Origin of the sequence: Pseudomonas tremae (assembly GCF_023278125.1) — a bacterium.
GTDB classification, from domain to species: Bacteria; Pseudomonadota; Gammaproteobacteria; order Pseudomonadales; family Pseudomonadaceae; genus Aquipseudomonas; species Aquipseudomonas tremae.
In genome coordinates this window covers 4,250,985-4,277,876 of the sequence record NZ_CP066270.1, presented here as the reverse complement: position 1 = coordinate 4,277,876, position 26,892 = coordinate 4,250,985, and the positions used below count along the sequence as shown (strand labels likewise).

The window sequence follows — 26,892 nt, the reverse complement described above, 5'->3', positions numbered from 1 at the left end:
GCGCCGCGACCGGCTTGCCCGTCGCGGCGTTTTTTCATTGATAGCCGTACCACTGTGGACGGCGCCACACTCCATGAGGAGCACCCCGATGGCTGTTGGTCTTGGTCCTTTGCCTGCGTTGCACCCGGTTCCCGGTTTTGAGCTCGGCATTTCTTCTGCTGGCATCAAGCGTCCGGGGCGCAAGGACGTCGTGGTCATGCGCTGTGCCGAAGGCTCCAGCGTTGCCGGTGTCTTCACCTTGAATGCGTTCTGCGCCGCGCCGGTCATTCTGGCCAGACAGCGCGTGCAGGGCAGCGTGCGCTACCTGTTGACCAACACCGGCAACGCCAACGCTGGCACCGGTGAGCCTGGCCTGGTGGCCGCACGCCGTACCTGTGAGGCGCTGGCGCAGCTGACCGGCGTTGATGCGTCGGCGGTGCTGCCATACTCGACGGGTGTGATCGGCGAGCCTCTGCCTGTGGAAAAGATCGAAGGCGCGCTGCAAGCCGCTCTCGATGATCTGTCGGTGGATAACTGGGCCGCCGCCGCCACAGGCATTATGACCACCGACACGCTGCCCAAGGGTGCAAGCCGTCAGTTCACTCATGATGGCGTGACCATCACCGTGACCGGCATCAGCAAGGGCGCAGGCATGATTCGTCCGAACATGGCAACCATGCTCGGCTACATTGCCACCGATGCCAAAGTGTCGCAAAGCGTGTTGCAGGACCTGATTCGTGACGGCGCCAACAAGTCGTTTAACCGCATCACCATCGACGGTGATACGTCGACCAATGACTGCTGCATGCTGATCGCTACCGGTCAGGCCGACCTGCCCGAGATCACTGAAACCAAGGGGCCGTTGTTCGAAGCGTTGAAAAAAGCCGTGTTCGATGTGTGCATGGACGTGGCTCAGGCCATCGTGCGCGACGGCGAAGGCGCGACCAAATTCGTCACTGTCGAAGTCAATGGCGGTGGCAATCATCAGGAATGCCTGGACGTCGGTTACGCGGTCGCTCATTCGCCACTGATCAAGACTGCGCTGTTCGCATCGGACCCTAACTGGGGTCGTATCCTGGCGGCGGTCGGTCGTGCAGGTGTGCCTGACCTCGACGTGAGCAAGATCGACGTGTTCCTAAGTGGCGTATGCATCGCCAGCCAGGGCTGTCGCGCCACCACCTACACTGAAGAACAGGGCTCTGCGGTCATGGCCGAAGAGGAGATTACTATCCGTATCGAGCTGGGCCGTGGCGATTGCAGCGAAACCATCTGGACCACTGACCTTTCACACGAATATGTGAAGATCAACGCTGAATATCGCACCTGATCCACTGTCCGGCGCGCAGTCATCTTGCCGTTGCGCCGGGCTTCCTTCGCTGAACTCAAAGGAGCTTGACCATTAGCCTGCATCTGATTATTGGCGACAAACGCTATTCTTCCTGGTCGCTGCGCCCTTGGCTTGTGCTGGAGATGACCGGTGTGCCGTTCACCGATCAGGTCATTCGCCTGAACCAGCCTGACACCCGTGACAACATTCTCAAGTATTCGCCAACCGGCAAAGTGCCCGCGTTGCAGTGCGAGCACGGCACCATCATTGATTCGCTGGCCATCTGTGAATACCTGGTGGAGCGCTTCCCCGACGCCGACCTGTGGCCACGCGACATCGCCGCTCGCGCCCAGGCTCGCTCGGCCTGTGCGCAGATGCACAGCGGTTTTGCCAGCCTGCGCTCGAATATGCCTATGGACCTGCGTCAGGACCAGGCGCTAGAGGTGATTCCGGTCGACACTCAGCACGACATTGATCGCATGATCGGGCTGTGGGCCGAGTGCCGGGCCGCTTCAGTTGAAAGCGGACCGTTTCTGTTCGGTAAACCGAGCATCGCCGACGCGTTCTTTGCGCCCGCGGCGATTCGCTTGCGCAGCTATCACGTCGAGTTGCCGGCTGATGCGCTGGCCTATATCGAAACCATCTACCAATGGCCTGCCTTCAAACGCTGGCAGCAGGCCGGTCTGGAGGAGTCCTGATCGTGAAACGAGTTCATGTGGCCGCCGCCGTCATTCGTGGCGCTGACGGCAAAGTATTGATCGCCCGACGCGCCGACAGTCAGCATCAAGGCGGCCTCTGGGAGTTCCCAGGCGGCAAGGTCGAGGCGGGCGAGACCGTCGAGGCGGCGCTTGCACGTGAACTGCAGGAAGAGCTGGGCATTGCCGTGACGTCAGCGCGTCCGCTGATCAAGGTCAGCCACGATTACCCTGACAAGCAGGTGTTGCTGGATGTCTGGGAAGTGTCGGCATTCACTGGCGAGCCGCAGGGTGTCGAAGGGCAGCCGCTGGTCTGGGCGACCTCGCGTGAGCTGCCGGACTACGAGTTTCCGGCAGCCAACCAGCCCATCGTGGCGGCAGCCTGTTTGCCCGGCGAGTATCTGATCACACCTGAAGGTCTGGACAACATCGAACTGCTGCGCGGCATGCAAAAGGCTGTAGCGGGCGGTATCAAGCTGGTCCAGTTGCGAGCGCCGGGTGGTTATGACCCGAAATATCGCGATCTGGCGGTTGATGCGGCAGGCTTATGTGCGGGCAAGGCGCAACTTATGCTCAAAGGCCCACTGGAGTGGCTGGGCGACTTTCCTTCCGCTGGCTGGCACCTCACGTCGGAGCAGCTGCGTAAATATGCCAGCCGTGGCCGTCCGTTCCCCGAGAACCGCTGGCTGGCGGCGTCCTGTCATGACGCCGAAGAGTTGGCCTTGGCCGAACAGATGGGCGTGGACTTCGTCACCTTGTCACCGGTTCAGCCAACCCTGACCCATCCAGATGCACAGCCACTGGGCTGGGATCAGGCGACCCGCTTGATCGCAGGCTTCAACAAGCCGGTCTTTCTGCTGGGCGGTGTAGGCCCTGCGGAGCTGAAGCAGGCTTGGGAAAGCGGCGCACAGGGCGTGGCAGGAATCCGCGCGTTCTGGCCTGACGAGATCCTCTGACTCTCAGAAGAGGACGCAGAGCGCCCAGAACGGCGTGCCCACGCGGAGCGTGGGCACGATAGGTGTTCCGGTCCAGACACCTATCGTTCCTCACGCTCCAGCGTGGGAGTGCCGTGGGTGACGCTCCGCGCCGCAACGCACACCCAACAGCAGACGCAGAGCATCATGAAAGGCCTTGTCACGCGGAGCATCGAACGATAAGCCTCGTGGCGCCACTCAGACCGGCTTGGGTGCAGGCTGCCACAGTATCTCTGCGATACCTTGTCTTCTGGCGATCAGGCGCGCTGCCACGAACAGCAGGTCCGACAGCCTGTTGATGTACGCCAGCCCGGCGCCCTCAAGTGGTTCTACCGCATTCAGATGCTGGCAACGGCGCTCGGCACTGCGCGCCAGGCTGCGGCAGATGTGCGCCTGGGCGATCAGCGTTGAGCCACCGGGCAGAATAAAGTTTTCCAGCGGGCCCAATTCTTCATTCCACACATCAATCGCCGCTTCCAGCCGGTCAACTTCTGCGCTGTTCAGGGCCTTGTAAGTCGGCATCGCCAACTCGCCGCCCAGATCGAACAGGCGGTGCTGGCAGGGCGCAAGCACTTCAATCACTTCATTGAGCGCCGGAACACGCTGAGCTTCATCGATCAGCCCCGCCAGCAACAGGCCGAGCTGACTGTTGAGCGTATCGACTTCACCGATGGCCTCGACGCGCGGGTGGTCCTTGGACACCCGGCGACCGTCGCCAAGCCCGGTTTCACCTGTGTCGCCGGTACGTGTGTAGATTTTCGACAAACGAAAGCCCATTGATGTGGCTCCTGATCAAGACTTCGAAATAACCTGCTGCTGAACGTTTGTCTGATTGGCTATCAGCGGCAAACGCAGCGTAAAGCAGGTGCCCATGCCGAGGGAGGACTGCACCTCCATCTGACCCTTGTGATTGTTGGTGATGATGAAGTACGACACCGACAGACCCAGTCCGGTGCCCTGGCCAATTTCCTTGGTGGTGAAAAACGGCTCGAATGTGCGTTTGCGAACGTTTTCCGACATGCCGATGCCGTTGTCTTCAACCTGAATTTCGGCCCAGGGCGGGTTGAGGCGGGTGCGCAGGATAATGCGCCCCGGCTCTTCGCTTTCCGGTCGCTGGTGAATGGCCTGGGCAGCGTTTTTCAGCAGGTTCAGCAGTACCTGTTCCAGCTCGTTGGCGATACACGGCACCGGCCCCAGGTTCTTGTCGAACTGGCGTATGATGTGCTGGCCCTTGAAGTCGAAACCGATGGTCAGGTCGAAGTCGTTGCTGGCAATTTCCACCGCCTGGTCGATCAGCCCCGGCAGGTCGCAGGGCGACAGCTGACGGCTGCTCAGACGACTGAAATTGAGCATGTGACTGACGATCTTCGCCGCCCTGGCACCGGCTTGCTGGATACCATCGAGCAGCTTCGGCACTTCACGGCTTTCGAGATAATGATTGACTACTGTCAGGTCAATGCCGTCCGCTTCGGCCTGCTCGATGTTCTTCGGCAATTCCGGGGACAGGCGCCGGCGGATGTTCTGTACGTTATGCAGGATGGCGCCCAGCGGGTTGTTGATCTCATGTGCCATTCCCGCCGCCAGACCGCCGACGGACAGCATCTTTTCCGACTGCACCATCATTTCTTCCAGCGAAATACGCTGGGTGATGTCATCGATGCGGATCACCACCCCACGCCCGGCATCACCGGTCAGCGGGTAGAACGTCAACGCGTAGTGGCGCGCCTCTTCATTCTTGATCCAGGTGACCCGCTCGATCTTGGTCACGCTGTGCCGCTCGACGGTGTGCTTGATCTGCGGCAGAAAAGCGCGCATCGGCTCGAAGGCCAAGAAGATCGGCTGGTTTAGCGCCTCGTCCAGCGTGGTGCCGGACAGGGCCGTGGCCTCCTGATTCCATTGGGTCACGTAAAGCTGCTCATCCAGCGCGATCATGGCCGAGGGCATCGAGTCGATGATGCTGTTGAGGTAGTTCTGGAAGCCGGTGAGCTTTTTCTCGATCTTGCTGCGCACCTGAACTTCCAGCTCCAGCTTGCGATTTGTATGACGGGTTTCCTCGGCCAGCCCCTGGGCCTGATCGTAGGCTTCCTGAGAGTCGTCACGGGCGCGCTTGAGTTGCTGCTCACGCGCCTCAATACGCGACAACATGGTATTGAACGCTTCAGCCAGACTGCCGATTTCATCCTCGTTGCCGGGCGCTGCTCGCAAAGCGTAGTTTTCTTCACGGGTGACGCGCCGCGACAGCTCTTCCAGTTGGTCGATAGGCTCGGTGATCAGGCGCCGTATCTGCCGTGCCACCACCAGCCAGAGCAACACGCTGAACACCAGAATGGCCAGGCTGGCAGTCAGCGTACCGGTGTAGAACGCAGGTGGCAGCTCGCTGCTGGCGACCAGCAACAGATGCCCCGGCGGCTCGTAGCCCTTGGGCACAGTGATGACCTGCGTGCTACGAAACTCGGTCAGGCGCCAGCTTTCCAGGTCGTTGAAGTGCTTAGGCAGCTCAAGGCTTTCACCCTGATGCATCTGTTCGAGCCGCTCGCCGTCATTGTCGTACAGCGCTGCAGCACGTAAAGGGCCGTAGCTTCTCAGCTCCTTGAGCAGCGCGCGCGCCTCGTTGGGCGAGTACAGGGCCCGCTCGTTGAGGTTGGCGCTGCTGATCAGCCGGCCAATGGTCTGCAAGGCCTGCGGAGCCATCGCTTCCTGAGAGATGTAATAGGCGGCGCTGATGAAGGTCAGGTTGGCAACCAGCAGCACAGTGGTCATCAGGATCAGCAGAGCTGCCAGCAGTTTCTGACCTACTGGCAGGTTTTCCAGGCGTTGGCGCAAAGGCATGGGGCAGGTCGCATTGACGGGTGGTGCGAGCAGGGTAGCGCGGGCTAGTCGGTACGCAAACCCTTGCTTGCCAGATGGGTTGTCAGACGCGTCTGCAATTGCTGCAGGTGAGGTGCCGGGCAGTGATGGCGAGCGGCCGCCGCACAGGCGTATCCCGACAGATAGCTGATTTCGGTTCGTCGCCCATGAGCGACATCCTGATACATGGACGAGTAGTTGGCGGCTGTCGCGTGGATGACGCGTAGCACCTCATCGTGCAGCCCTTGCGCCGCGGCTGGCTGGCCGCAGCATTCCAGCAGTTTGGCCAGCTCGGCACAGAGTGTCATGACCTCGCAACCGTGCTCCAGCAGGCCGCCATTACGGCATGCGTGCAAAACTGTCAGCGGGTTGATGGCGCAATTGAGCGCCAGCTTGCGCCACAGGCGGGTGAGAATGTCTGGCGTCCATTCGTGAGCAATGCCGCTGGCGCGTATGTCTTGGAGAAGTGCCGGCGCAGCCGGGTTCGACACATCGCCCAGCCAGGTGAAACCGTGCCCGGCGAACCTGACGCGCCAGTCCGATTCCATAAATGCGCCTTCGGTGCTCGAGGCAAAAATGCAGCGCGCATGGGGAACCCGCGCAGCAACCGCGTCCTGACTGCCCAGCCCGTTTTGCAGCAGGATCACTTCGGCACCAGGCGTCAGGCGTGAAGCCAGCTGTGCGACGGCTTGTTCAGCGTCATAGGCCTTGCAGGCGACCAGCAGACGCTCGACAGGCTCGCGGTGCGTGGCAGTCTGCGCCTCGGCCGGGTAAGCCTGGGCCACGTCGCCTTCGATCAGCGTCACGCAGCTGCCAGCAGCCTGATAGACGTCCAGTCTCGCCTCATCACGCAGTATCAGGCGCACCGACAGGCCTGCCCGCGTCAGTCGCGCTGCCCACAGGCTGCCCAGACTGCCTGCGCCAAGGATATGCCAGGTCACGGCCATCAGGACGGCACGATCAGGGGCTGAGACGGTCTGCTGAACATGAAAACAGGGATGTGCATGCAAGGCTCACAGTGAACGCAGGGAAAGTCTCGTTATAATGAGCGTTCTTTCATACCGTCAAGTCATGCGTGCGTGATTGTTGTGCGCACGCCGTTTACCTGGAGAACATACATGCCCTCGTTCGACGTAGTGTCCGAACTGGATAAACACGAAGTCACGAATGCCGTCGACAACGCCATCAAAGAGCTGGACCGTCGCTATGACCTTAAAGGCAAAGGCACGTTCGAGTTCAAGGAACTGACCGTCACGCTGACCGCCGAAGCCGATTTCCAGCTGGAAGCGATGATCGAAATCCTCAAGCTGGCGCTGGTCAAGCGCAAGGTCGACGCGAAGTGCCTTGAAGTCAAAGACGCCTATGCGTCCGGCAAACTGATGAAACAGGAAGCCACGTTGCGCGAAGGCATCGACAAAGAACTGGCGAAAAAAATCGTCGCCCACATCAAGGAAGCCAAGCTCAAGGTGCAGGCTGCCATTCAAGGCGAACAAGTCCGTGTGACCGGCAAAAAACGCGACGACCTGCAAGAAGCCATTGCCGTCTTGCGTGCCTACGATTCGGGCATGCCTTTGCAATTCAACAACTTCCGTGACTGAACATAAGTAATGGGCTGCGGGGAACCCTTGCGTTTCCCGGTCGGTCCGAATCGCCGTGGGCGCGATTTGATGTTGGTTCGTAACGGATAATGGGGGTAACGATGGATTTGAATGCTGAAGTCGGTCATCTGTGGCAAGCGTCGCAGGCGTGGATTCCGATGATCATGGAATACGGCAGCCGTTTGCTGCTGGCTCTGGTAACACTGTGTCTGGGCTGGTGGCTGATCAACCGGTTGACCGGCAAGCTTGGTGCCTTGTTGGCATTGCGCCACGCTGATCTGGCCCTGCAGGGCTTCGTCAGCAACCTGGCGAACATTATCCTGAAAATTTTGCTGGTGGTCAGTGTCGCGTCAATGATCGGCGTCGAAACCACCTCGTTCGTGGCCGCTATCGGTGCCGCTGGCCTGGCCATCGGTCTGGCGTTGCAGGGCAGCCTGGCGAACTTTGCAGGCGGCGTGCTGATTCTACTGTTCCGTCCATTTCGCATCGGCGACTGGATCGAAGCTCAGGGCGTATCGGGAACCGTCGACAACATCCAGATCTTCCACACCGTCCTGCGTACCGGCGACAACCGTACCGTGATCATTCCCAACGGCAACCTGTCGAACGGCATCATCACCAACACCAATCGTCAGCCGACCCGCAAGATCACCTTCGATATCGGCGTCAGCCACGATGCGGATTTGAGGAAAGCACTGCAGGTCCTGCTGGACATGGCCGACGACCCCCGCGTACTCAAGGATCCGGCCCCGCAGGCTGTGGTCGCTGCACTGGGCGAGAACGCGATCACGCTATCGCTGCGCGTATGGACCACCACGGGCGACATGGGCGACGTGACGTCGATGTTCAACATCGAAGCACGCGACCGTTTGAAGGACGCGGGCATCGAAATCCCGCTGCCGCAGCGGATTGTGCGGGTGGTTCAGGAGTAACTGTCGACAGCTTTTCTGGCAAATCCAAAGCCCTGGCTCGTGAGAGTCGGGGCTTTTCTTTAAGTGGCCGGGTCAGGAAAACGCTATTTCCAAGGCGACAATTAAAAGTGTCGTCATACCTCCGGCTAGCGCATGGATATGAAAGCTGAGTCGCCATTTTTTTGAAAATCGCCATGGTTTTGCACAGCATGCGTAGATGAAGAAAATAAGGGTCGCGACGACCTCTGCATTCATTAGTAAACCGAGTGTAGCGGCAACTACCAGTATCCCTTCACCCAACCCTGTGGCCAGGCGCACCGCACCGAATAGCAATGCGATAGAAATAATAGGCAGCCATACAACTAAACCCATAATGCTAAGCAGAGCGTGACGCCCAGCGCTTCCTTTACAGACTGTATTCATTTTTGCTCCATGATTATTTCCGACATCGACGCTCGGGTGTTTCGTCAGCTGTTGGTTACGAACATACCTTTCGGCATACCGGCACGAGCTGTGCGCTATTTACTGTAAATGTAACCGTCGTCTTCCTCATCGTCCTCGTCGATATCCTTGAGTTTTTCTTGATGAGGTACAGGGTAAAGACCCAATACAGCCGCGACTCCCGCAGATATGCCCATTAGGAAGGGAGTAGGCTCTGGATAATGCGAAAGTTTCCGATCGGGGTCCTCTGTGGGATTAATGCCGCTGCCTGCGGGGAGCTTCATTATCTTGATGCCATCAGCGGTGAGAATACAGCGAGGCGGGACTATCCTGCCTTCAAATATTTCCACTATTTCGGCAGTGGGTAACGGCGTGAGTGCTTCGCTGACCTGTGCGCCGGATTCGCTATTCGTGAGCAAGAATTTCTCGTCGCTTTTCTCGATACGGATCTTCGGCTGACTCTTAGGCTTTGTAGCGTAGTCACCAATCAGCTCGTCACACGGGGATACTGACTCTTGCGTACAGCCCGCTAACAGAACAATCCCTGCGACTAAATGCATACCTACAACGGCCTTACAAAAGCGCGTGTACATATTTCTTCCTTGTTCCGATTGAGAGTGCGGTGATATCTAAGGTGAGCCGAAGGTGAACGGGTCTGCGCCACGGTTCTGGCTGTTCTTGGCCTTGCGTGCTTCATCGGGCGGGCGGACCATTTGTACGGTCAGGCTGCCATCGGTGCCTGCGTAGACCACAGCACTGACGCCGCCGTCCTTGTAGCTGGCGATGGTTGCCAGGTTGATCTCTACCAGCGCACCGCTGACCCCGGTATTACCCAGATGGCGACCAATGTCGTAACCCTCTTCGACATTGCCCAGTTCAAGACCGTGGCCGTCCTTGTTCAGGTCGTGCAGGGCATTATTGAGGGCAATTTCGGCTTCCGGGTTGCTGGTACTGTCGTAGAACACCCGCACAGGTTTCTGCCCTTCTGGCAGAGTGTCCAGCGCCTGCACCCAAGCGGCTTGCAGTGCTTTGGCTTGCAGGGCTGGCTTCAGACGTTTGCCGTTCTCATCCTGCATGGAGGCCTTGATCGGGCGATGCAGATAGCCAAGCACCGGCGCAGCATCGAACTCCTTGACCTGATGCTGATTCCAGCGGATCGGCAGCCAAGGGGAGGGCTCGAAGTTGCCAGGGCCACGGTTGCTGATGGTTTTCCAGAGCGTGGGGAGTTGGGATTGCCAGTAGGCGGTGGACATGGTGCCTGGGGATTTGGGAATTAAAATCCCCTTAGCTCTTTGTTCACTTTTATATTGCTCCATGAATGCGTCGTCATGATTCCAATAAAAAGCCCAAAGCTTGCGTAGATCGGTATTCTTGTTCTGATTATCCTCAGTTTCATTAAGGGCATAAGGGCGTATATAGCGATCCACCCGGTCCGAGCGACTGACCAGTAGCCCGGTCATGCTCTCAAGCACTGTAGGTACGACCTGAGCATTTTGCAGTCCGGGAGTACCAGCAACACGCAAGCCGTTACGCGTCACATCACCGTCTCTGCTTATTATCAAGGCTTGAGGCACCTGCGGATTTTTATCAAAAAACTGAAAAAAACGTTCAATCATGCTTTGAGCGTGGAGTGTATTCTCGGAGTCTTGCCACAAAAAAAGCGAGACACCTAAAGTCGCAGCATTTCGGCCACTGACTATATTGTCTGCTGCCCCCGTGTCTGTGGGTTGTTTAGGAGGCGCAATCGCAAATGTTGGGACAGGCCAATACGCGACAGATTCTCCAGCTGAGTGCTGGAAGGCAGCACGGGTATTAACGCTTCGAGTATTTTCTCGAGATAGCAATGAATCTGTATAATCTTCAGGATTTTGTGAATATATTGAGATGAAATTATTTTTCTTTTCTTTGATTTTTCGCCATACAGATGATTGATGCCAGCCCCCCACTGCCAGTCCGACTCCCCGCATTTCCAATGCATAGGTCCGCTTTTGCGAAGCCTGCTGTTCGGAGGCTTGGGCTGTCACTTTAGATTTATAAGCGACCAGTTCAGCTTTTTCATTAGCAACAGCCTTGCCCCACCAATGACCGCTGTAGGCCAAAAGTGTGATACCCCAAATTGCTGCAATACCCCAGCGCGTCATCAAGTTCATCTCACGAAATTCCATATGATTTTCCTGTGCTTCCGTTGCATGACCTGATCACAAAATTCCTAAACCACTCGCACATTCATGGCATGGCTTGCCACACCCTGACAGCCGCACGCCAGCCGATGGCCGTGCAGCACCACCGGTATGCCGTTCAGCTTTCGTGTGGGATGGCCTTCGATAAAGGCAAATTCACCGGAGTGAAGCGGGCAGGTGGCTTTGTCGCCCAGCACTGCCGGTGGCTTGCCGTTGATAGCGTGGGTGCCTGCCAATTGGCAGGACACCACCTGGCCACCGCTGCTGGTGGCGTCGCCCAGGCAGACCGGATAACTCACTCTGCAGGTGCCCCGCCGGTTGGCGAGCCGAAGGTGAACGGGTCGGCACCACGGTTCTGGCTGTTCTTGGCCTTGCGTGCTTCATCGGGCGGGCGGACCATTTGTACGGTCAGGCTGCCATCGGTGCCTGCGTAGACCACCGCACTGACGCCGCCTTCCTTGTAGCTGGCGATGGTTGCCAGGTTGATCTCTACCAGCGCACCGCTGACCCCGGTATTACCCAGACGGCGACCAATGTCGTAACCTTCTTCGACATTGCCGAGCTCAAGACCGTGGCCGTCCTTGTTCAGGTCGTGCAGGGCATTATTGAGGGCAATTTCGGCTTCCGGGTTGTTGGTGCTGTCGTAGAACACCCGCACAGGTTTTTGCCCTTCTGGCAGAGTGTCCAGCGCCTGTGTCCAGGCGGCTTGCAGCGCTTTGGTTTGCAAGGCAGGCTTCAGGCGTTTGCCGTTTTCATCCTGCATGGAGGCCTTGATCGGACGATGCAGATAGCCAAGCACCGGCGCAGCGTCGAACTCCTTGACCTGATGCTGACCCCAGCGGATGGGTAGCCAAGGGGAAGGCTCGAAGTTGCCAGGGCCACGGTTGCTGATGGTTTTCCACAGCGTGGGAAGTTGGGATTGCCAGTAGGCGGTGGACATGGTGCCGGGGGATTTGGGAATTACAACGCCTTTGGCGCTTTGTTCGTTTTCATACTGTTCCGTGAATGCGTCGTCACGATTCCAGTAAAAAGCCCAAAGCTTGCCCATATCTGTATTTTTGTTCTGATTGCTTTCTGTTTCGCTGGTTGCATAAGGGCGAATATAACGGTCTACCCTGTCGGAACGGGTGACCAAGAGTCCTGTCATGCTCTCGAATATAGTGGGTACTACCTGAGCATTTTTTTGCAGACCTGGAGTGCCGGCAACGCGCAAACTGTTTCGCGTGACATCGCCATCTTCACTTACGATTAGCGCTTCAGGCACTTGAGGGTTGTCGTCAAAAAAAAGGAATAAACGTTCAAGCATTTTTTGAGCATGTGTGGTGTTTTCAGCTTCTTGCCACAAAACGAGCGTGACACCCAAAGTCGCAGCATTTCGACCACTCATTATGTTCTCTGCAGCCCCAGTGTCTGAAGGCTGTTTGGGAGGCGCAATAGCAAATGTTGGGATAGGCCAATACGCGACAGATTCTCCAGCTGAGTGCTGGAACGCCACGCGTGTGTTTATGCCTCTAGTGAGCTCACGCGAACTCAGGCCTGAATCGTATTCCTTGGGGGATGATGGGTATATGGATACAAGGTTGTTATTCTTAGCGACTACTTCTCGCCAGACAGACGATTGATGCCAGTCATTGACAGCTATGCCTACTCCCCTAATTTCCAGAGAATAGTTTCGCTTTTGAGTTGCCTGCTGTTCTGATACTTGTTCTTCCACTTTGGACTTGTAGGCTACCAGTTCGTGTTTTTCATCAGCAACGGCCTTGCCCCACCAGTGTCCGCTGTAACTCAGCAGAACCGCACCTAAAATCCCTGCAATGCCCCAGCGTGCTACCGAATGTATCTCACGAAATTCCATATCGTTTTCCTGTGCTTCCGTTGCATGACCTGATCACAAAATTCCTAGACCACTCGCACATTCATGGCATGGCTGGCCACACCCTGACAGCCGCACGCCAGTCGATGGCTGTGCAGCACCACCAGGATGCCGTTCAGCTTTCGGGTGGGGTGGTGTCGCCCAGACAGACGGGATAGCTCACTCTGCAGGTGCCCCGCCGGTTGGCGAGCCGAAGGTGAACGGGTCTGCCCCACGGTTCTGGCTGTTTTTCGCCTTGCGTGCTTCATCGGGCGGGCGGACCATTTGTACGGTCAGGCTGCCGTCGGTGCCTGCGTAGACCACAGCACTGACGCCGCCGTCCTTGTAGCTGGCGATGGTCGCCAGATTGATCTCGACCAGCGCACCGCTGACCCCGGTATTCCCCAGACGACGACCGATGTCGTAACCCTCTTCGACATTGCCCAGTTCGAGACCGTGGCCGTCCTTGTTCAGGTCGTGCAGGGCGTTGTTCAGGGCGATTTCGGCTTCAGGGTTGTTGGTGCTGTCGTAGAACACCCGCACAGGTTTCTGACCGTCGGGCAGAGTTTCCAGCGCCTGAACCCAAGCCGCTTGCAAGGCTTTGGCTTGCAGGGCTGGCTTCAGACGCTTGCCGTTTTCATCCTGCATGGAGGCCTTGATCGGACGATGCAGATAGCCAAGCACCGGCGCAGCATCGAACTCCTTGACCTGATGCTGATTCCAGCGGATCGGCAGCCAAGGGGAGGGCTCGAAGTTGCCAGGGCCACGGTTCCTGATGGTTTTCCAGAGCGTGGGAAGTTGGGATTGCCAGTAGGCGGTGGACATGGTGCCTGGGCCTAATGGATCTTTAATCCCTTTGGTCTTCTGCGCGTCCTGATAGACTTTTCTGAATTTACGCGGTTGCTCCCAGTAGAAAGCCCAAAGCTTGCCTAGATCGGTATCTTTGTTCTGGTTGTCTTCTGCGTCGTTATTCGCATAAGGACGAATGTAGCGTTCCACCCGGTCCGAGCGAGTAATCAGCAGGCCTGTCATGCTTTCAAATACTGTTGGTACTACTTGAGTATTTTTTTGCAAGCCTGGAGTGCCATGTTCGCGATATAGGTTCCGCGTTACGTCCCCGTCTTCGCTTGCGATAAGTGCCTCGGGGACTTCCGGATTATCTTCAAAAAAACCAAACAGCCGCTCAATCATACCTTGTGCGTAGTTGGTATTTTCGTCTTCTTGCCAGAGGAACTGTGTCACGCCTAGCGTCGCTGCATTGCGGCCTGAGTTGATAATACTTGCAGCGCGGTAGGGCTTGTTGTAAGGGTTTGGAGGCCCGAGCGCAAAGACGGGAATTGGCCAGTAAGCTACTGATGGGCTTGCTGCATGCTGAAAGGCCACCCGAGTATTAATATCCGCTGTAGTTTCTCGCGAGCTCAAGGATGGGTTGTAGGCTTTAGAGTCCGACGGAAATATCGATGAGAGATTGTTGTTTTTCTTTACAATTTCTCGCCAGACAGACGATTGATGCCAGTCATTGACAGCTATGCCTACTCCCCTAATTTCCAGAGAATAGTTTCGCTTTTGAGTTGCCTGCTGTTCTGATACTTGTTCTTCCACTTTGGACTTGTAGGCTACCAGTTCGTGTTTTTCATCAGCAACGGCCTTGCCCCACCAGTGTCCGCTGTAACTCAGCAGAACCGCACCTAAAATCCCTGCAATGCCCCAGCGTGCTACCGAATGTATCTCACGAAATTCCATATCGTTTTCCTGTGCTTCCGCTGCAAGACCTGATCACCAAATTCCTAGACCACTCGCACATTCATGGCATGGCTGACGACACCCTGACAGCCGCACGCCAGTCGATGGCTGTGCAGCACCACCGGGATGCCGTTGAGCTTTCGGGTGGGGTGGCCTTCGATAAAAGCGAACTCACCGGAATGAAGCGGGCAGGTGGCCTTGTCGCCCAGCACTGCCGGTGGCTTGCCATTGAGGGTGTGAGTGCCCGTCAATTGGCAGGACACCACCTAGCCACCGCTGCTGGTGGAGTCGCCCAGGCAGACCGGATAACTCACTCTGCAGGTGCCCCGCCGGTTGGCGAGCCGAAGGTGAATGGGTCTGCGCCACGGTTCTGGCTGTTCTTTGCCTTGCGTGCTTCATCGGGCGGGCGGACCATTTGTACGGTCAGGCTGCCGTCGGTGCCTGCGTAGACCACAGCACTGACGCCGCCTTCCTTGTAGCTGGCGATGGTCGCCAGATTGATCTCGACCAGCGCACCGCTGACCCCGGTATTACCCAGACGGCGACCAATGTCGTAACCCTCTTCGACATTGCCCAGTTCAAGACCGTGGCCGTCTTTGTTCAGGTCGTGCAGTGCGTTGTTCAGGGCGATTTCGGCTTCCGGGTTGTTGGTGCTGTCGTAGAACACCCGCACAGGTTTTTGCCCTTCTGGCAGAGTGTCCAGCGCCTGTGTCCAGGCGGCTTGCAGCGCTTTGGCTTGCAAGGCCGGCTTCAGACGCTTGCTGTTTTCATCCTGCATGGAGGCCTTGATCGGACGATGCAGATAGCCAAGCACCGGCGCAGCGTCGAACTCCTTGACCTGATGCTGACCCCAGCGGATGGGTAGCCAAGGGGAGGGCTCGAAGTTGCCGGGGCCACGGTTGCTGATGGTTTTCCAGAGCGTGGGGAGCTGGGATTGCCAGTAGGCGGAGGACATGGTGCCGGGTGAAAGGGAATCCTCAATGCCTTTGGCTTTCTCGGAGTCCTCATAGACTTTTCTGAATTTGCGTGAATGCTCCCAGTAGAAAGCCCAAAGTTTGCCTAGGTCAGTGCTCTTGTTTTGGTTGTCTTCCGATTCTTGGATCGCATAAGGACGAACATACCTATCCACTCTATCCGACCGAGTGACCAACAATCCGGTCATACTTTCGAACACCGTGGGTACAACCTGAGCATTTTGCAGTCCTGGAGTACCCGCAACGCGTAACCCGTTACGGGTTATGTCGCCATCTTCACTAACGATCAATGCCTGAGGCACCTTCTGATTTTCGTCAAAGAAAAGAAAAAGACGTTCAATCATACTTTGGAGATGAGTGGTGTTATCGGCGTCCTGCCATAAGAAGAGAGTGACCCCTAAAGTTGCTGCATTGCGACCGCTCAGTATGCTGTCAGATGCACCCGTGTCTGAGGGTTGCTTTGGGGGAGCAATTGCGAACGTCGGGATGGGCCAGTATGCGACCGATTCTCCGGCTGAATGCTTAAAGGCAGCGCGTATATTGGCTCTCTGAGTATTCTCTCTGGAAAGCAGGGAGTCTGTGTAGTCTCTCGGATTCTGCGAGTAGATCGAAGAGAAATTGTTTTTCTTCTCTTTTATTTTTCGCCACACAGATGATTGATGCCAGCCCCCCACTGCCAGTCCGATTCCGCGCATTTCCAAGGCGTATGTCCGTTTTAGGGTGGACTGCTGAGTTGAGATCTGTTCTGCTACGTTTGATTTATATGCCTTCAGTTCGGCCTTCTCATGAGCAACAGCTTTACCCCACCAGTGACCGCTGTAGGTTAGGAAGACGGTTCCTACAATAATTGCGATTCCCCAACGGGTCACCGGATTTATGTCTCGAAGTTCCATATTGTTTTCCTGTGCTTTTAAATATATAAGAAAAACGAATCCGAGCCAGAGAATCAGAGATATCAAAGTTATCCAGATATAAGGCTTCAGTGCTGGTCGAAGCAAAGTCTTTGGCTTAAGACGCTTCACCGTGAACCTCCTTTTTTCAAGGGATCCGTAATCAAAACTGGAGGTGTAAGCGGTACTAATTCTCTAGAGGGAAACTCGCCTTCTTGATAGTAAAGATAAGTAGCTCTTACCAACGCCTGCGCTTCAGAGCTAAGTTGTGTCCAGCCAAGCAGCTTCTGGACGTCTCCAAAAATCTTTTTATCCATCCTCCAATCCGCAATCGCCACCAGCACATCACGCATAACCGGATCGTCCAGGCATTTTGCCTGCCCAATCGCAATATCCATTGCCGTGACCCAGCGCTGATTTTCCGGGCTGCGCAACACCGCCGAGTGATAGCTGTTCGGGTCCAACTCTGGAGTCTCGGCCAGCCTTGCACGAATTTCACTGGGGGTCTCCTCTCGCTCCAGAGCGTACCTGTCCGAGGGTTTGGGGGCGCCTTCTCCGGTCAGTCGCCGACTTTGCATGGCGCTGGTTTGATCACCGGACGCTTTGCCTTTATTCCAGCGGTCACGCTCTTGCTCCAGATTTATCCGGCCTGAATAGGTCCTGATACTAATCCAGTTGAACTTGGCGCTAGGGTTGCCCAGTGCGGCGTTGATGCTCACATCATCGGGCTTGTCTAAGCCTGCCTTTGTGGCAGTGCCTGATTCAAACTCACCACCAAACATCTGTGGCTCATGTGGAGGGCTCAAGGGTTCGGCATTTATCAGGCACAACTGGCCCATCTCTACCGGGGCTTGCGAGATGACACCTGCCACTGTCCAGCCTCCAGGGTAGCGTGGCTCATTGTCCGCACGCAGCAGCTCATGACCTGCCGGCTTTCCGACGAGTACTGGCGCACCATCGCGATGGCGTTTGGTCCACATGCGCTGGTAGAAGCGCAATGGCTGCAATTCATTCATGGGTTGCCGGCCGCTCTTCTTGCCCAGCGTATCCCAAACGCCATACGTGCCGATGCCCTTGACGTCATCCAAAGCAACGGTGGTGTCGTCTGGGCAGAAATACAAGTACACCTTGCCGCGATTATCGCGCTCCGGAAAGATCGCCAGATTCCCGATCTTGTCCTTGCGGATACCCTGCGCCGGGCTCCATTGCGGGCCGCTTCGTCCACAATAGGTTGCAGGGTTACGCAGGTCCGACAGCGGCGGCTGGGTGTGAGGGGCCTGAGTGACTTCAGTGACAATCCGCGTCAGCGTGGACAGCGTGTCGTGGCCTTTGGGCGTGACATTGGGAAACAGGCTGTAAGGCGAGTCCACCATGATCAGCGTGTCCGCGCATCGCTGCCCTTCATCCACCAGCAAGGCTTGCGCCAGCAACGTGATCAAGGTGCCTTGGCTGTGGCCCATGATGGTGATGGTTTCGTCCGGGGATACACGGCGTATCTCGCGTACCAGCATAGCCAGCCGGGTAGCCGCCAGAACGAAATAGCGGCGATGCGGGCCTTCGCCCATGTACAGCGTATTGGGTAGCCTTGCCTGCACCGCCTTGTGAATCAGGTTTTTATCCAAACCCTTATCGTACATCTGCAACAGGTTGTTGGTGGCGTTGGCAAAAAAACCACCACCTTTGCCAAAGTGCCTGTCCAGACGATTGCCGCGCACGTCCTGATACTGGTCGCGTAGCTTGGTGGGGTCGTCGTTTTTATCCCGTTTCACCTCTCCAGGCTCGGCACGATAGCCCCAGTAGAAGGGAATCATCAGGCTACGGGTTTTGGGATCCTTGGTGTCGCGTTGATAAAGATAGGTGTCGGGGTCGTCCAGGATATCCATCTGATCGTCTTGCACATCTTCTGCCGGAAGCTTCTTTACCTTTGCGTACTCAGCCCCATACCGCCCCGCCACCAAATCCGGCCGATCAAGCCGCTCATTAACCCCCTGACACAACCCCTTCTCCACCGACTCATAAGAAGCCCCCGGATCATTCACACCATGCAGAAAGATCACCACGCCGGGCAGGTCGGCGGGTACTTCCATTTTGCAGGTGGTGTTGAGGTTGGGGATCAGCCGGGTGTTGCCTTGGGCAACGGCGTATTCATCGGCGCCGTTCATTGCGCACCTCCTTTGGGTGCGCCGCTGCGTAATGCCGATACTTGCGCCTGATGCATCATTTCGCGCTCCACGCGCTCGGTCAGTCCGTCTGCGTTCGTCATTCCTTTCACCAGGCTGCCATCTTCCAGTTTGATTTCATAAGAATGGTCCGCCGCTGCCCGCGGGCTTGCTTCGCTGTGGCCAGGGTAGTGGAAGGTGACCTGCTGGGCGGCGGGGTCGCGGCCGAACGAGGGGATCGACGCGCTATCGGTTTTTGGGCCGATCCAGTTGTGTTCGCTGGCGTGCACGGTGACTTTGCCTTGCGAGCCGATCTCGACGCCGCCGCCTATCTTGATGTAACTGCCATCATCGGCGACCAGGCGAATGGTCGGAGCGGTGATAACCACTTCGCCCTCGACGGCCGAGACGTGCAGGTTTTTCTGGGCGTTGAGCGCGATGTCGTCTTCCTGGGCCTGCACCAGCACCTTGCCGCGGTTGGCGATGGCGCTGATGCCTGCGTCCTGGGCGAAGGCCGACAGCCCTTTGCCCGCTTGCAGGTGCATGGCTGCGCCGCTGGTCAATTGCAGGTTGTCCTGCGCGGTGGTGTCGTGGTTTTGACCGGCGTAGTGAACCTGCGAGCGCGGTGTGGCGCTGGCGATGCCGGCTGCTGCGGTCATGGCCAGAACCGGGTCGCCCAAGCCGCTGTTGTCTGGCGCGGGCCATTGATCCAGCGATTGACGCAAGGCTTCGATGCCTTTTACATCTACCGCCTGCCCACCGCGAGCAGCAGCGGTTTCGCCGAGGGATTTGAACAGCTCTCCGCATTCGGCCAGCAGTTTGAGCAGTTCCTCGCGATCCAGTTGCGAGCCTTTTGCGTCGGTGCGTGCATAGGTGGTCAGCAACATGCCTTGCGCAGCACGTAGCGCAATGGCTGCATCGGTACGCAGCTCTGCACCGTTGCCACGTGGCTGAGCGGTGCCGTCGGTGCGTGGCTCGGTCAGCTTACCCAGGTTGAGCGCCGTGGCCTGATGGGTGGTGCCCATGCGTGCGCGCAGCGAACCGGGTGTGTCATCGAAGAGCAATTCGTTGAAACCGCTGCCCTTGTGTTCCTGAGTGCGGATCCCCGACAGCGTGCGATTGCCTGGCAAACCCGATGCCTTGCTGAAGCGCGGCGGCAGGTTATTGTTGTTGTACAGCACCGAGGTGACCAGAGGCCGGTCTATGTCGCCTGCCAGAAAGGTCACCAACACTTCCTGACCGATACGCGGCATGAACTGATGACCAAAGCCGCTGCCCGCGCTGGGCATGGCGACCCGCAGCCACGTGGTGCCCTGAGGGAGGCTGTCGCCGCGCTGCCAGTGGAACCTGACCTGAATGCGTGCCAGTTCATCGGTGAACACTTCTTCGCCTTGCGGCCCGACCACGATGGCGCTGAGCGGGCCGGGAACGGTTGGACGGGGGATGGTGATTGGATGACGATAAGGAATCTTCTGGCGAATGCACACGAACTCGTTTGCGTAACCCGCCTTTTCATCGGACAGGTAATTATTACGCCCGTTGTGTGTGACTGATAACAGCAGAAAACTGCGATCTTCCGCAGAGCCCTGGTCGTGATCGAAATGCTGGGTCAGTTCAAACGTATGCCCGGGATACATGGCGCGGCAGTTGCTGATGCCGGTGAAGGTCTTGCCCTGTACTTCGATGGCTTCGAGACGCTGACGTACCAGACGTTCACCATCGTCGAACGTGCCGTGACTGTAATGATCGAGGAAGTCATAGACTTCGTATGAGTCGACATTGCCCTGTTCATTAAGGCTCGGCATGCTCACCGGCAACTGGTTGCGCGGTTGCTTGTAATCGAATGTCTGGATGGACAGGCGCCCGGGTTGCAGGCTGCGATGGCTACGCCATTCTGTAATCGAGTCCGCTGTCTCGGTAATGGATGCGCTGTGGTAACGGATGCGTGGCTGTTGGGCCAGTGGTGAAAGGTCCCGCGAGTGATCAAGAATGATCAGGGTGTGCTTTTCTTCGCTGTGCTCGAAATAGAAAAATAATCCTTCATGTTCCAGCAGCCTCAAGACAAAGGTCAGATCGCTTTCGCGGTACTGCGTGATGTAACTGTGCGGTTTGAGTGGCTGGCTGAGCTGGAACTCGAAGTCGGGCAAGGCGCCGTAGGCAGCAAATACCGTGCGGATGACTTCTTCGATGGTTTGTTCCTGGAAGATCCGTGAGTCTATGCGCCGGGAGAGCATCCACAGCCAGGGGCTCAGTGTGGCGCTGTAGCGTGCCAGACCGCCGTCGCTGCCCTGCAGGCTGAACGTGCTGATATAGCCGTTGATGTAGCGCGCCTCGCCCGTTGCCAGCTCTATCGCCAGTTGAGCCGGCTGGCCGATCTGCGACTTGAGCTGCAGGCCTGCATCGCGGCTGATCATCGACAACTCAAAGCTGAACAGTTCGGAAAGGCCTTCGGTGCCGGTAAACTTTTCGAGCAGGAGTTCCTGTTCGTTACGGGCGACGGTTGTCAATTTGATCAGGCGACGGTTCTGTGGCGCAAATAGCGCTGTTAGGTCCTTTAACATTGTCGCTCCGGTATTAAAGCTGGCGTCTTTTTCTATTAAGAGCGCTGATACAAAGAGGGGCAGCAGTCTATACGCTTCTGTCTGTGCTCACACCTTCAAATCACACAGGTGCATTGCCGAAACAAGGTACGGGTAGCGAGAAACAAAAAGTAGTGCAGGGTGCCGAACAAGGTTGTCGGCTGTTTCACAGGGACCTGTAGTTTCTTTCTTACAAATAAACAGCAGCGTTATAAGGCCTCAGGCAAAAGCAGTCGAATGTTTATCAGAAGGCTGGCTGAGTGGCGTAAAAAAGCCCCGACTCGTGCGAGTCGGGGCGGTTTGTTTTCTCAGTGCATTCTCGCCAGCGTAATAATAATAGTGATCGCCGCGAAGGCGGCGCCCAGTACGTTGATGAAGAATGCAGTACGTACTTTTTTCGACAGCCTCCACGGTTTGATGGCGAACGCATAAACCAGCAGGAAGATGACGGCGAAGATTTCCACCTGAGCCAGGATGACGGTCATGCCGCCAAATGCGGCTCCGGTCTGGTCCGAGGCACCTTGCGATACATAGAACGTCAGCGCCGCGTAAATAATCGGTAACCAGATACCCAGGCTTATAAGGATCAGTGGAACGGGGCTTCGTTTGTTTTCGGTGTTCACGTTGGTTCCTTGTAATGAGCATTCCGATTGGACTCGCATCCGAGCCTGTTTTAACGCAGCAGCATCAAGCGCAGCCACTTTCGTACAGAGCCTAGCCAGCAATCAGGGCTTTTCGATACCCGTAGCCTCGTTCGGCGCCTCGGTTTTCGCCGTGCGTATCTCTCGGTTCCACTGCAGGATAATCATCACCAGCGTCGGAATACCCAGCAGGGCAGTGATCAGGAAGAAGTTGTGGTAGCCGAATTTCTCCACCACCACGCCCGAATAGCCACCCAGTAGTCGCGGCAACAGCAGCATGATGGAGCTGAGCAATGCGTACTGGGTGGCGGAGAATTTCAGGTTGGTGAGGCTCGACAGGTACGCGACGAAGGCAGAGGTCGCGAGCCCGGAGCTCAGGTTATCCAGTGAGATGGTCAGAATGAGCATTTTCACGTTGGGCCCCATGTCCGCCAGCAGCAGAAACAGGATGTTGGTCGACGCCGACGCGAACCCACCGATGAACAGAATCGGCATGATGCCGAACCTTACGATCAACAGACCGCCAGCGCCAGCGCCCAGCAGGGTCATGATCAGGCCGAATACCTTGCTGACGCTGGCGATCTGGTCCTTGGTGAAGCCCTGATCGATATAGAACACGTTGGCCATCACACCCATCACGGTGTCGGACATCCGATAGGTCGCGATCAGCCCCAGCAACAGCAGTGCCTGCCAGCGGTAGCGCATGATGAAATCGTTGATGGGCGTAAGGACCGGTGCCAACCCGCGACGGCCCATCGAGGACAGGCAGGCGAACGTCAGAAGCGTGTAGAGAATGGCGCGCAGGAATGCCCGGTCCTCCAGCAGCAAGTCCATCCAGCTGGTGCCGTCGAACAGCACGCTGGCGAAGTCTGTGTTGTAAAGCTGGGTGAACATGGCCGGCACTGAAACCAGCAGCACGATCAGCACGAACACCGAAGCCAGCTGGTGGGTGAAGCCATAGCGTGCCGCCGACAGTTGCGTGCGCAACGGCACCGGCGGCTCGCGCATGATCAGTGTGGTAATCAGCGCTGGCAGCATCAGCAGGCCAAACAACACATACGTGCCGGTCCATGCCGAATGCTTGTAGGCAAAACCGGTCGAGCCGAAGCCCTCCGCAAATAACAATGCGCCAGCGGTCGCCAGTAGCGCCGCAACCCGGTAGCCGGACATATAGCTGGCGGCGAGGGCAGCCTGCTGGGTGTCATGGGCGATTTCGAGGCGATAGGCGTCGATGGCGATATCCTGCGTCGCGGACGCAAAGGCCACCACCACGGCAATTGCGATCAGCCATGACAGGTGTTTCTGCGGATCGCAGAAACCCATGCCGATCAGGCCGAGAATTACCAGGCTTTGTGAAAGCACCAGCCAGGAGCGGCGACGCCCCAGCTTGCCGAGCAAAGGCAGTCGCCATTGGTCGAGCAGCGGCGACCATACCCATTTGAATGCGTAGGCAAGACCGATCAGGCTCGCGTAGCCGATGGTCTCGCGCGCGACACCGGCTTCGCGCAACCACACGGATAAGGTCGAAAAGACCAGCATGTAAGGCATGCCCGCAGCGAATCCGAGCAGCAGCAGTACTAATGTCGACGGGCTGGCATATGCGGCGAGCGCGGCGCGCCAGGTTTTACGGGGCATGGGCTGGAATCTGCCTCAGGTTACGAAAACAAAGGGCGCACTCTAACCGCTGTGCTATAGGGGACGCCAGCCATGGCGCTGCATATCAATCCGATTGTTTAGAATGCTGACGCCCTCGGCGCGCAAACGCGCCCGTTGTTCGTCGCCCGAAGCGCTGCCCTCCGGGAGGCTGAGCCGGCCGCCAGCGCCCAATACCCTGTGCCAAGGCAGCGAAGAATCCGGCGGCAGTTGACTCAATGTACGTCCCACCCAGCGCGCAGCTCTGCCCAGCCCGGCCATTTCGGCCAGTTGACCGTAGGCGACGACTTTGCCCTCCGGCACTTGAGCCAGGGTCATGTAAAGCGCCACGCGTCGTGCCTCGGCAGGCGACTGTTCGTCGGGGTAAGAAAGCGTCAAATCCGGGTCTGTCACTTGGTTTTCCTGTATAAAACATTACGGTACTGATAGTCATTCTCTGGAACTTTGATGAACCTGAGCTGTCTGTGAAACCTGTGCCTTGGTCCTCCATGACCGCCTTGTCGTTGTCCTGCAGGATAATGCCCGATTCCCGCCAAACAGAGCCTAGTTACCGCTTATGTTGTCCAGAACCCTGCTGTGCCTCGCAATTACTACTGCTTCCGCCCCATTGCTTGCTGACACCGTCTGGTTGAAGAACGGCGACCGGCTGACCGGCACAATCAAAGTGTTCGATGGCGGCAAGTTGCTGCTGCAGACTGAATACGGCGGCGCCATTGCGCTGGACTGGAAGCAGGTCAAAACCCTGAAGAGCGATCAGCCGTTGCTGGTCAAGCAGGATGAACACACCGGCGAAGTTTCCAACTCGCTGCAGGCTGCCGATGACGGCAAGGTCGTGCTGGCCAATGGCGATGCGCCCAAGACCGTCGATCTGGCAAGCATTCATCAGATTATCAAGCCCAAGCCGGTCATTACCGATCTGGTCTGGAAAGGCAATATCGACGCCGCACTGGACTTCCAGCAGGCCGAAAACGATACCGATGATTACAACGTTGCCTTCAAGACCTCGGCTCGTCACGGCGACTGGCGCCACAACGCCAAGGGCGATTACAACCGTGAGACCACCGACGAGGTTGTCGGCACTGACAACTGGAGCGCCGAATACTCGCTGGACCGCTTCCTGACCGAGAAATTTTTCTGGGATGGCCGCATCAGCTACAAGCGCGACAAGGTCGAAGACTTGTCTCGTCAGCGCGTCGTGGGTACAGGTCCCGGCTATCAGCTGTGGGATGACGAGCTGGGCGCGTTCAAGGTCGGGGCATTGCTCAACCGTACCGACTTCGAATTCTCCAATGGCCAGAAGGAAAACTTCTACTCCGTTGCAGGCACTTGGGATTACAACCGCTACCTGATCGGCAAGAAGGTCGAATTCTTCTCCAACGGGGAATTGGGCAAGCCGTTGAGCGCGGTGGCCGATTACTCCCTGGATTTCGAAGCAGGCCTGCGCTACAAGGTTACCGACTGGGCTTCGCTCAACGTGAAGGCCGAGAAAAACGTCATCAGCGGCTCGGATAATGGCGATGTCGACAAGACGCGTTACACCGCCGGCTTCGGCGTGAGCTGGTAAGTGGTTGGCATGCGACGCGCGTTCTGTGCGTCGCACGCCAGTCTGTAACGACTAGATTCGCATCGCTCCATCCAGTTCAAGAATGCGCCCGCTGAAGTAATCGTTCTCCAGGATGTAAGCCACCGAGTGCGCAATCTCGTCCGGCTTGCCCATGCGTTTCAGCGGGATGGCCGACGTCATTTTTTCCAGGGCTTCCGGCTTCATGCTGCCGGTCATCTCGGTTTCGATGAACCCCGGTGCCACGCCTGCCACTCGAATCCCATAGCGCGACAGCTCCCGCGCCCATGTCACGGTTGCTGCTGCGACCCCGGCCTTGGCGGCTGAGTAGTTGGTCTGTCCGATATTCCCGGCACGGGAAATCGACGAAATATTGATGATCGCGCCCTGGCTCTTCTGCTCGATCATCTTGGCCGCCACTTCGCGCGTGCAAAGAAACACACCGGTCAGATTGACGTCGATGACTGCTTGCCACTGCGCGAGGCTCAGTTTGGTCATCTCGCCATCCTTGACTTTGATCAGCAGGCCGTCACGCAGGATGCCCGCGTTGTTGATCAGGCCATGAAGGGTTCCCAGGTCGTCGGCAACCTTGTTGATCGTGTCGACGACTTGTTGTTCGTCGGCGACGTTGCACAGGTAGGCCCGCGCCTTGACGCCAAGCGTCTCGCAGGCTGCGACGGTCTGGTCCAGCTTTTCCTGATTCAAATCCAGCAGAGCCAGATTCGCGCCTTTGCCAGCGAGGTATTCGGCCATCGCTCTGCCCAGTCCCTGGCCGCCGCCGGTGATAACTATCAGCTTGTCTTTCAATTCCATGTGTGTGCCCAAATCAGTTGATCATTTCCATGGCGTCACCGGCTGTAAGCGGGTGTTCATGCCATAGCCAACCGACTTTATAGGCTGTTTTCGCTCGCTCGTCTTCCCGTTCAGGCTCGACATCAAACACCTTTTTGATGCTGCATCGACAGTCGCTATCAAGGCGTCGGCCCGATTTTGAAACACACCGATACACGTTCGTGAAGCCCAGGTTCAGCTGGCGTGTGTGCATAATTGTGCGTTCGCTGACACATCCGGTGCTTGAATTAACGATCTTCTGACATCACATACGGTCTACTCGGAAGGCATTCTTCCCTTGAGGAACTCATTTGATGCGTGTTTTTTTGCTGCTGTTTTTATTGTTCCCGGTACTTGAGCTGTTTCTGCTGGTTCGTGTCGGGATGTCCATCGGCTTTCTCTGGACCTTCCTGCTGGTCGTCGCGACCTCAATGCTGGGGTTGTTCGTGATGCGCGTGGCCGGGTTCGCGACGGCGTTGCGGGCACGCGAAAGCCTGGCGCGCGGTGAGTTGCCCGCTCAGGAAATGCTCGAAGGCCTGATGGTTGCCGTGGGCGGCGGTCTGTTGCTGTTGCCCGGTTTCATCAGCGACATTCTGGGTGTGATCTGTCTGCTGCCGATCACTCGCCGTCTGCTGATCAACAAGGTTCGCCGGCGTGCCGAGGATCAGGCCATGCGTCAGCGGGCCTTTGCCGACGACTTGCAGACGCCTGCCAATCACGGGCCTGCCAATCATCGTCCCGGTGCTATTCACCAGTCGACTCGCGATCCTGATGTGATCGAGGGCGAGTTCGAGCATCGCGACAAATAAACGCTACGGCCCCGCAGCGCGGCACCTTCGGGTGCCGCACTCGTTTTCAGGTTGCGCTTGTTTCGTAAAAAAATTCTTGCCCAAGACTTGTAATCACCTTGCCCGCCCTTATGTATGGGTCACCGCAAGGTTTCTGGCCAAAACGCCAGACCGTATTCTGCGGTTCGCGCGTCGAACCGTAACCGGCAAGTCCGGATCCGTAGCGGCTGGTGCATTTGCCGGACGCTCAAAAAAACATAATCAGGAGA

24 protein-coding genes and 1 pseudogene are annotated in these 26,892 nt (G+C 57.2%); 7 read left to right on the top strand and 18 right to left on the bottom strand.

The features are described from left to right. Positions 1 to 88: 88 nt before the first annotated feature. The 3 genes from argJ (at position 89) to I9H09_RS19315 (ending at position 2,957) form a co-directional block, all read left to right on the top strand. On the top strand, positions 89 to 1,306 hold the full coding sequence (gene argJ / locus I9H09_RS19325; RefSeq protein WP_024691035.1) for a bifunctional glutamate N-acetyltransferase/amino-acid acetyltransferase ArgJ: 1,218 nt from the start codon (positions 89 to 91) through the stop codon (positions 1,304 to 1,306). A gap of 71 nt (positions 1,307 to 1,377) precedes the next feature. Beyond that, the gene (locus I9H09_RS19320) at positions 1,378 to 2,004 is read left to right on the top strand and encodes a glutathione S-transferase family protein (RefSeq protein ID WP_122347645.1); all 627 of its coding nucleotides are present in this window, start codon (positions 1,378 to 1,380) and stop codon (positions 2,002 to 2,004) included. A gap of 2 nt (positions 2,005 to 2,006) precedes the next feature. After that, positions 2,007 to 2,957, top strand: a complete 951-nt coding sequence (locus I9H09_RS19315; RefSeq protein ID WP_122347639.1) for a Nudix family hydrolase — start codon at positions 2,007 to 2,009, stop codon at positions 2,955 to 2,957. A gap of 216 nt (positions 2,958 to 3,173) precedes the next feature. Here I9H09_RS19315 and I9H09_RS19310 read toward each other — a convergent pair whose 3' ends face one another. The 3 genes from I9H09_RS19310 to I9H09_RS19300 are packed head-to-tail and all read right to left on the bottom strand — an operon-like array spanning position 3,174 to position 6,769. Beyond that, a complete protein-coding gene (locus tag I9H09_RS19310) occupies positions 3,174 to 3,752 on the bottom strand; it encodes a cob(I)yrinic acid a,c-diamide adenosyltransferase (protein ID WP_005890198.1) in 579 nt (192 codons plus the stop codon). A 15-nt stretch (positions 3,753 to 3,767) separates the two neighbouring features. After that, entirely contained in the window at positions 3,768 to 5,804 is a 2,037-nt protein-coding gene (locus I9H09_RS19305) for a sensor histidine kinase (RefSeq protein ID WP_122347640.1), read from the bottom strand. Positions 5,805 to 5,848: 44 nt separating this feature from the next. Beyond that, positions 5,849 to 6,769, bottom strand: coding sequence for a putative 2-dehydropantoate 2-reductase (locus tag I9H09_RS19300; RefSeq protein ID WP_122347641.1), 921 nt, complete (start codon positions 6,767 to 6,769; stop codon positions 5,849 to 5,851). Positions 6,770 to 6,940: 171 nt separating this feature from the next. Between I9H09_RS19300 and I9H09_RS19295 the strand changes: the two genes are divergently transcribed. Next, the gene (locus I9H09_RS19295) at positions 6,941 to 7,420 is read left to right on the top strand and encodes a YajQ family cyclic di-GMP-binding protein (protein WP_005890203.1); all 480 of its coding nucleotides are present in this window, start codon (positions 6,941 to 6,943) and stop codon (positions 7,418 to 7,420) included. A 101-nt stretch (positions 7,421 to 7,521) separates the two neighbouring features. Further along, on the top strand, positions 7,522 to 8,352 hold the full coding sequence (locus I9H09_RS19290) for a mechanosensitive ion channel family protein (RefSeq protein WP_005890204.1): 831 nt from the start codon (positions 7,522 to 7,524) through the stop codon (positions 8,350 to 8,352). Positions 8,353 to 8,424: 72 nt separating this feature from the next. Here I9H09_RS19290 and I9H09_RS19285 read toward each other — a convergent pair whose 3' ends face one another. The 14 genes and pseudogenes from I9H09_RS19285 to I9H09_RS19220 all read right to left on the bottom strand — a co-directional run bounded on the left by I9H09_RS19285 (position 8,425) and on the right by I9H09_RS19220 (position 23,836). Continuing rightward, positions 8,425 to 8,754: a hypothetical protein gene (locus tag I9H09_RS19285; protein ID WP_053931493.1), complete on the bottom strand. Its 330-nt coding sequence runs from the start codon at positions 8,752 to 8,754 to the stop codon at positions 8,425 to 8,427. Between the two features lie 95 nt (positions 8,755 to 8,849). Further along, on the bottom strand, positions 8,850 to 9,365 hold the full coding sequence (locus I9H09_RS19280) for a hypothetical protein (RefSeq protein WP_024671753.1): 516 nt from the start codon (positions 9,363 to 9,365) through the stop codon (positions 8,850 to 8,852). A gap of 36 nt (positions 9,366 to 9,401) precedes the next feature. Beyond that, positions 9,402 to 10,937, bottom strand: coding sequence for a type VI lipase adapter Tla3 domain-containing protein (locus tag I9H09_RS19275; RefSeq protein WP_122347642.1), 1,536 nt, complete (start codon positions 10,935 to 10,937; stop codon positions 9,402 to 9,404). 44 nt (positions 10,938 to 10,981) lie between these two features. Next, positions 10,982 to 11,251 (bottom strand): PAAR domain-containing protein, encoded by a 270-nt coding sequence (locus I9H09_RS19270; RefSeq protein ID WP_024689623.1) that lies wholly within the window; start codon positions 11,249 to 11,251, stop codon positions 10,982 to 10,984. After that, positions 11,248 to 12,807: a type VI lipase adapter Tla3 domain-containing protein gene (locus I9H09_RS19265; protein WP_236502233.1), complete on the bottom strand. Its 1,560-nt coding sequence runs from the start codon at positions 12,805 to 12,807 to the stop codon at positions 11,248 to 11,250. The genes I9H09_RS19270 and I9H09_RS19265 overlap by 4 nt, the downstream gene beginning before the upstream one ends. 44 nt (positions 12,808 to 12,851) lie before the next feature. Then, positions 12,852 to 12,959, bottom strand: a pseudogene (locus I9H09_RS19260) (PAAR domain-containing protein); the annotation flags it as partial. A gap of 25 nt (positions 12,960 to 12,984) precedes the next feature. Further along, positions 12,985 to 14,547, bottom strand: coding sequence for a type VI lipase adapter Tla3 domain-containing protein (locus tag I9H09_RS19255; protein ID WP_236502232.1), 1,563 nt, complete (start codon positions 14,545 to 14,547; stop codon positions 12,985 to 12,987). 44 nt (positions 14,548 to 14,591) lie between these two features. Then, positions 14,592 to 14,813 carry a PAAR domain-containing protein gene (locus tag I9H09_RS19250; RefSeq protein WP_236502231.1) on the bottom strand — a complete coding sequence of 74 codons (222 nt, stop codon included), beginning with the start codon at positions 14,811 to 14,813 and terminating at the stop codon, positions 14,592 to 14,594. A gap of 44 nt (positions 14,814 to 14,857) precedes the next feature. Beyond that, positions 14,858 to 16,543: a type VI lipase adapter Tla3 domain-containing protein gene (locus I9H09_RS19245; RefSeq protein ID WP_283106594.1), complete on the bottom strand. Its 1,686-nt coding sequence runs from the start codon at positions 16,541 to 16,543 to the stop codon at positions 14,858 to 14,860. Next, positions 16,540 to 18,573 (bottom strand): T6SS effector phospholipase Tle3 domain-containing protein, encoded by a 2,034-nt coding sequence (locus I9H09_RS19240; RefSeq protein WP_122347787.1) that lies wholly within the window; start codon positions 18,571 to 18,573, stop codon positions 16,540 to 16,542. The genes I9H09_RS19245 and I9H09_RS19240 overlap by 4 nt, the downstream gene beginning before the upstream one ends. After that, a complete protein-coding gene (locus tag I9H09_RS19235) occupies positions 18,570 to 21,131 on the bottom strand; it encodes a type VI secretion system Vgr family protein (RefSeq protein ID WP_122347786.1) in 2,562 nt (853 codons plus the stop codon). The genes I9H09_RS19240 and I9H09_RS19235 overlap by 4 nt, the downstream gene beginning before the upstream one ends. A gap of 326 nt (positions 21,132 to 21,457) precedes the next feature. After that, positions 21,458 to 21,772 carry a hypothetical protein gene (locus I9H09_RS19230; protein ID WP_024670868.1) on the bottom strand — a complete coding sequence of 105 codons (315 nt, stop codon included), beginning with the start codon at positions 21,770 to 21,772 and terminating at the stop codon, positions 21,458 to 21,460. Between the two features lie 102 nt (positions 21,773 to 21,874). Next, entirely contained in the window at positions 21,875 to 23,425 is a 1,551-nt protein-coding gene (locus I9H09_RS19225; RefSeq protein ID WP_005890826.1) for an AmpG family muropeptide MFS transporter, read from the bottom strand. Between the two features lie 54 nt (positions 23,426 to 23,479). After that, on the bottom strand, positions 23,480 to 23,836 hold the full coding sequence (locus I9H09_RS19220; protein WP_024691530.1) for an MGMT family protein: 357 nt from the start codon (positions 23,834 to 23,836) through the stop codon (positions 23,480 to 23,482). A gap of 163 nt (positions 23,837 to 23,999) precedes the next feature. On the opposite strand from I9H09_RS19220, the gene I9H09_RS19215 reads away from it, so the two are divergent. Next, positions 24,000 to 25,007: a DUF481 domain-containing protein gene (locus tag I9H09_RS19215; RefSeq protein WP_005890820.1), complete on the top strand. Its 1,008-nt coding sequence runs from the start codon at positions 24,000 to 24,002 to the stop codon at positions 25,005 to 25,007. A gap of 51 nt (positions 25,008 to 25,058) precedes the next feature. On the opposite strand, the gene I9H09_RS19210 is transcribed toward I9H09_RS19215, so the two are convergent. Further along, entirely contained in the window at positions 25,059 to 25,817 is a 759-nt protein-coding gene (locus I9H09_RS19210; RefSeq protein WP_024670867.1) for an SDR family oxidoreductase, read from the bottom strand. 332 nt (positions 25,818 to 26,149) lie between these two features. Between I9H09_RS19210 and I9H09_RS19205 the strand changes: the two genes are divergently transcribed. Further along, positions 26,150 to 26,644, top strand: coding sequence for an FxsA family protein (locus I9H09_RS19205; protein ID WP_024670866.1), 495 nt, complete (start codon positions 26,150 to 26,152; stop codon positions 26,642 to 26,644). Positions 26,645 to 26,892: the final 248 nt, after the last annotated feature.